Below are 5,851 nucleotides of genomic sequence, written 5' to 3'. Positions count from 1 at the left end.
AAAACTGGTGTTTTGAAAAAGAAGCTTTAGAGTTATTTGCAACTCATTATGAAACAGGCGAAGTAATTCCGATGGATTTGATTGAAAAAATCAAAGATTCAGCTACCTTTCATGAAGGTATGCAAACCTTGCGTCAATTGAGTTTTGGTTTATTAGATATGAGTTGGCACGGGCTAGACCCAACCAAAATTAAAGATGTAAAAGCCTTTGAAACTGAAATATTTAAAAACACCTCCTTATATCCTGAAACTAAAGAAACTTGTATGAGCACATCTTTTTCACATATCTTTCAAGGTGGCTATTCTTCTGGCTATTACAGCTATAAATGGGCAGAAGTTCTAGATGCTGATGCTTTTGAATATTTTAAAGAAGAAGGTATCTTTAATAAAAAAGTTGCTGATAAATTTAAAAATAATGTTTTAAGCCAGGGCGGAACGGACAATCCAATGACTCTTTACAAACATTTTAGAGGTCAGGAACCTAAACCTGAGGCTTTATTGAGGCGTGCTGGGTTGATTGACACCAAATAATATTTATGGTTGAATTTTAAAAGTTTCTTATACTAGCTCATTTTTAAATTTGGTTAATGTTGCAGTTTTAAATGAAACAATTTACTTTTTATCAAGACGTGAATTGCGTTAGGGATAGTAGTGGATAGCCCACAGCTTTTGCGCCTTAGCGCAGAAGCGAGGACTTGTAACGGATAGCCTGACCCTTTTCGGGTAACGTCCAAAAAAATTTAATTATCTCCTAAACTAACATTTATATAAATCCATATTTTTAGCTTATTTTTGAAATTCAAATAAATTTGCATCGTTAATGCCTAATCATCAAATTGATCCTAATAAATGGATTGACCTTTATTCTGACTATCTTTTCAATTACACTATTTCGCGTGTGAGTGATAGAGAGAAAGCTCAAGATTTGGTTCAAGATACTTTTTTGGCTGGTTTAAAATCGATGAAAAACTTTAAAGGGGAAGCTAGCGAGCGTACTTGGCTTATTTCAATTTTGAAGCGAAAAATTATTGACCACTACCGAAAAATTAACTCGATTAAAGGAAAAGCCGAAGTACGAATTAACTATAAAGATAGTGAAAGCGAGGGCGATTGGTTGGAAGAACGTGTCGCAGACCCCTTTGATAAAAATGCGGAAGACACTTTAGAAAACAACGAATTAGGTGAAGCCATTTATAACTGTTTGGAAAAACTGCCTGCAAAACAAGCTGAAGTTTTTAAAATGAAAACTATTCTAGGACATGAAACAGAAGCTATTTGTAATGAATTAAATATTACGCCGTCTAATCTTTGGGTAATTATCCATAGAGCGAGAACGGCAATGGCTGATTGCCTGAAAGAAAATTGGTTTTAATTATGAGTAAAATAAAAGTTACAATGCCTTGCGATGAAGCAAATCATGTTTGTGACAAAACGCAATACAAGGAAGGGACATTATGGGAGAAAATAAAATTAAACTTCCATTTAATTTATTGTAGAGCCTGCAGAAAGTACTCTAAAAACAATGCTATTTTAACCCAAACTATTAAAAAATCGGATGTTCAGTGTTTAGACAAAAAATGTAAAGACGCTATGAAAAAAACAATTGATAATGCTTTAAAAGAAAATTCTAATTAAAAAGAAGCATTAAAAATAGCCATAATATTGGCAAGCCTTCCACCCAAAATGAACTGTAGTATTTATGCTGTTCAATTTTACTAAAAACTACAAATAACCCTGTTACAACTGAAACAATAAACAATGTAATTATTGCGCTTTCACTTGTTTCATCTTTCAAAAATTCTAATAAGAAAAACACAAGTAAAAGTATTATTCCGAACACTTTCGTGTTTTTAACGCCAAGTTTTTGAGGTATGGTGGATAGATTGATACTATCGAATTTTAAATCCCGAATTTCAAAAGGAATCATTAAAACTAGCACATATAGAAATCGCTGAACAGCGAGTAAAATAACATCCAAACTAACTTGGTAATCGGCATTTATTAAAGGAATAAAAACCGTTACTCCAGCCCACACCAAAGCTATTACAAACACTTTTAAACCACTAGAATTTCTTAAAGAATTGTTCTTTTTTGTACTAATTGGAATGGCATAAAAAATGGTAAATATTGCAAAACAACCAATAAAAATATGTGTGTATAATTTTAGTTGTAACCCATAATAACACATTAAAATAAAGCAAATAAAAGATAGGATTTGAATCCATTTTAGCCAATTAGCCAATTGACGATGATGGAACTTTGCAATACCGTAATATTTTACAAAATTATACCCAGTAATGGACGCGTAGAAAACAAAATATAAGACAGATTCTGAATAGCTTAAATTTAAACTTAACAAGGTAACCCACGTTAATGAATACACCGCCAAGGCTACATGAATACTACTGTTTATATAGAAATTTATAAGTTGTTTAAAAAAACGCATAAAGCAAATGTAAATAAAGATTTTTTTAAACCAACTTTTCCCCAGCGGTAAGCCTCCATTAATTCTCCAAGAGTGAAGTGTTGATAACGTTCGTGAATAGTTAAAAACTTTCCAAAACGCTCCATAAAACACATTAAATATTACGTATTTTTGCGAATTATATAATAAATTCTATTTAATGAATACAAATGCTTTCGCCTTGCGTCATATTGGTCCTAGAGAAGACGACCAGAAACATATGTTAAATACTATTGGTTTAGACTCTTTAGATGAATTGATTTACGAGACAATTCCTAACGATATTCGTTTAAAAAATGGGTTAAATTTAGATGAGCCAATGACGGAACATGAGTATTTATTGCATATTCATGATTTATCTAAAAAAAATAAAGCCAGAAAAACATATATAGGCCTAGGTTATCACCCGACCATTATGCCTGCCGTTATCCAAAGGAACATTCTTGAAAACCCAGGTTGGTACACAGCATATACGCCATATCAGGCTGAAATAGCACAAGGCAGATTGGAAGCATTATTGAATTTCCAAACGATGGTTATTGACTTAACTGGAATGGAAATTGCAAACGCATCTTTACTTGATGAAAGTACAGCGGCTGCTGAGGCTATGAGTTTGCTTTTTGCGGTTCGTGAACGCGACCAGAAAAAGGCAGATATCAATAAGTTTTTTGTTTCAGATAACATTTTACCGCAAACATTATCATTACTACAAACTCGAGCAAATCCTATTGGTATTGAGCTGGTTGTTGGTAATGAAGAAACATTTGATTTTTCGAAAGATTTTTTTGGTGCTATTTTACAATACCCAGGGAAAGACGGACAAATTACAGAAATAAAATCTTTTATAAATAAAGCCAATAACGCCAACATTAAAGTGGCTGTGGCTGCTGATATTTTAAGCTTAGTAAAGCTAGAAGCGCCGGGTAAATTTGGTGCCGATGTGGTGGTAGGAACTACTCAACGTTTTGGAATTCCAATGGGATATGGTGGTCCGCATGCTGCCTATTTCGCAACAAAAGAAGCTTACAAACGTGATTTACCAGGTCGTATAATTGGAGTTACTAAAGATGCCAATGGCAACCGCGCATTACGTATGGCATTACAAACCAGAGAACAACATATTAAACGTGACAAGGCTACATCTAACATTTGTACCGCGCAAGTATTATTGGCTGTTATGGCAAGTATGTATGCAGTTTATCATGGGCCGAAAGGTTTAAAATTTATTGCTAATAAAGTGCATAATAAAGCTTCCGCATTAGCAAATGCTTTAGAAAAATTAGGCTACGAGCAAATAAACACCTCCTATTTTGATACCCTTCAAATAAAAACAAAAGCTAAAAAAATTAAAAAATTAGCAACTGAAAAGAAGGTGAATTTATTTTATCCTGATTCCGAAACGGTTACAATTTCTATAAACGAAACAACAGCCATTCGAGATATTAACTATTTAATTGCGCTTTTTGCTGAAGCTGCTAATAAAGAAACGATTGTAATTTCTGAAATTACACCAGCTAATAATCTTTCAAAAACAATAGAAAGACAAACTGATTTCCTAACGGAACCTGTTTTCAACACCTATCATTCTGAGACAGAATTAATGCGTTATATTAAATTTTTAGAACGTAAAGATTTAGCCTTAAATCATTCTATGATTTCATTAGGTTCGTGTACTATGAAATTGAATGCAGCTTCGGAAATGTTACCATTAAGCTGGTTTAAATGGGGTAATATTCATCCTTTTGCACCTTTAAAACAAGCAAAAGGGTATCTAACTGTTTTAAAAGCCTTAGAAGATCAACTAACTGAAATTACAGGTTTTGCTGCCACATCATTGCAACCTAATTCTGGTGCTCAAGGTGAGTTTGCTGGGTTAATGGTTATAAAGGCATATCACGAATCTAGAAACGATCATCATAGAAATATATGTTTAATTCCTTCGTCTGCACACGGAACAAATCCTGCAAGTGCTGTTATGGCTGGCATGAAAGTAATTGTAACCAAATCGACCGAAGAAGGCAATATTGATGTTGACGATTTACGCGAAAAAGCAGTATTACACAAAGACAATCTTTCAGCTTTAATGGTAACGTATCCGTCTACACATGGTGTTTATGAATCTGCCATTAAAGAAATTACAAAAATTATTCATGACAATGGCGGCCAAGTTTATATGGATGGCGCAAACATGAATGCGCAGGTTGGCTTAACGAATCCCGGAAATATTGGTGCTGATGTTTGCCACCTCAACTTACACAAAACTTTTGCTATTCCTCATGGTGGTGGTGGCCCAGGCGTTGGCCCAATTTGTGTTGCAAAACAACTGGTTCCTTTTTTACCAGGAAACCCTTTGGTTAAAATTGGTGGAGAAAAGGCTATAACAGCCATTTCAGCAGCTCCTTTTGGCTCTGCCTTGGCTTGTCTTATTTCTTATGGCTATATTAAAATGCTTGGAGCAGAAGGCTTAACACAGTCTACCAAAATTGCTATTTTAAATGCAAATTATATAAAACATCGTCTTCATGGCAGTTTTGATACTTTATATTCCGGTGAGCGCGGTCGTGCAGCACATGAAATGATTGTTGATTGTCGCCCATTTAAAGCCAACGGCATTGAAGTTACAGATATTGCAAAACGATTAATGGATTATGGTTTTCATGCACCAACGGTTTCATTCCCTGTTGCAGGAACATTAATGATTGAGCCTACTGAAAGTGAAAGTAAAGCAGAAATTGATCGTTTTTGTGATGCCATGATTGCTATTAAAAAAGAAATAGATGGTGTAACTAAAGAGGACGAAAACAATGTTTTAAAGAACGCACCTCATACCTTAGATATGATAACAGCAAATGATTGGTTATTTCCTTATTCACGTGAAAAAGCAGCGTTTCCATTGGAGTTTGTAAGAGATAATAAGTTTTGGCCAAGTGTGCGACGTGTTGATGATGCTTATGGCGACAGAAATTTAATTTGTTCTTGCGTGCCTATTGAAGCCTATGCTGAAGCTTGATTTCATGCGTTGAACATCGTAATTTTAAACAAAACACGTATTGCTATTAATTAAAACCGCTGTAATTTAGTATGCACGCATAACAGGAAAGTAAATTTCTATTTATATGAACATCAAAATTACTGGAACAGGAAGCTATATCCCAGCGAATGTTGAAAAAAATGAAGACTTCCATAATCATGAATTTTTAAATAGTGATGGATCGGCCATAAAAGCCCCGAGTGAAGTTATTGTCAAAAAATTTAAAGCCATTACTGGAATTGACGAACGCAGGTATGCCAAAAGCCATTTAAACACTTCAGACTTAGCATCTTTTGCAGCTGAAAAAGCCATAGAAAAAGCTAAAATTAATCGTGAAGATTTAGATTATATTATAGT

5 protein-coding genes and 1 pseudogene are annotated in these 5,851 nt (G+C 34.1%); 5 read left to right on the top strand and 1 reads right to left on the bottom strand.

Annotated elements, in window-relative coordinates:
- The 3 genes from WBN21_RS00875 to WBN21_RS00865 all read left to right on the top strand — a co-directional run.
- On the top strand, positions 1-530 hold a 530-nt coding region (locus WBN21_RS00875; RefSeq protein ID WP_424197426.1), incomplete at its 5' end, for a M3 family metallopeptidase.
- Positions 531-819: 289 nt separating this feature from the next.
- Positions 820-1,371, top strand: coding sequence for a sigma-70 family RNA polymerase sigma factor (locus WBN21_RS00870; protein WP_424197425.1), 552 nt, complete (start codon positions 820-822; stop codon positions 1,369-1,371).
- A 2-nt stretch (positions 1,372-1,373) separates the two neighbouring features.
- Complete coding sequence (locus WBN21_RS00865) at positions 1,374-1,634, top strand: hypothetical protein (protein WP_424197424.1); 261 nt, start codon at positions 1,374-1,376, stop codon at positions 1,632-1,634.
- Here the strand turns inward: WBN21_RS00865 and WBN21_RS00860 are convergent.
- Positions 1,627-2,445 carry a hypothetical protein gene (locus WBN21_RS00860; protein ID WP_424197423.1) on the bottom strand — a complete coding sequence of 273 codons (819 nt, stop codon included), beginning with the start codon at positions 2,443-2,445 and terminating at the stop codon, positions 1,627-1,629. The two genes, WBN21_RS00865 and WBN21_RS00860, sit on opposite strands and share 8 nt — an antisense overlap.
- A 178-nt stretch (positions 2,446-2,623) precedes the next feature.
- Here WBN21_RS00860 and gcvP point away from each other — a divergent pair, with 178 nt between their 5' ends.
- Positions 2,624-5,473, top strand: coding sequence for an aminomethyl-transferring glycine dehydrogenase (gene gcvP / locus WBN21_RS00855; protein WP_424197422.1), 2,850 nt, complete (start codon positions 2,624-2,626; stop codon positions 5,471-5,473).
- Positions 5,474-5,579: 106 nt separating this feature from the next.
- Positions 5,580-5,851: pseudogene (locus WBN21_RS00850) on the top strand (ketoacyl-ACP synthase III); the annotation flags it as partial.

The organism is Algibacter sp. (assembly GCF_049667265.1).
Classification (GTDB): Bacteria; Bacteroidota; Bacteroidia; order Flavobacteriales; family Flavobacteriaceae; genus Algibacter_B.
This window is presented reverse-complemented; position numbering and strand designations above follow the sequence as displayed.

What these genes read in the sequence shown, in the direction of transcription:
- WBN21_RS00870 (WP_424197425.1), top strand. Translation starts at nt 820, where the DNA reads ATGCCTAATCATCAAATTGATCCTAATAAATGGATTGACCTTTATTCT.
- WBN21_RS00865 (WP_424197424.1), top strand. Translation starts at nt 1,374, where the DNA reads ATGAGTAAAATAAAAGTTACAATGCCTTGCGATGAAGCAAATCATGTT.
- WBN21_RS00860 (WP_424197423.1), bottom strand. Translation starts at nt 2,445, where the DNA reads ATGCGTTTTTTTAAACAACTTATAAATTTCTATATAAACAGTAGTATT.
- gcvP (WP_424197422.1), top strand. Translation starts at nt 2,624, where the DNA reads ATGAATACAAATGCTTTCGCCTTGCGTCATATTGGTCCTAGAGAAGAC.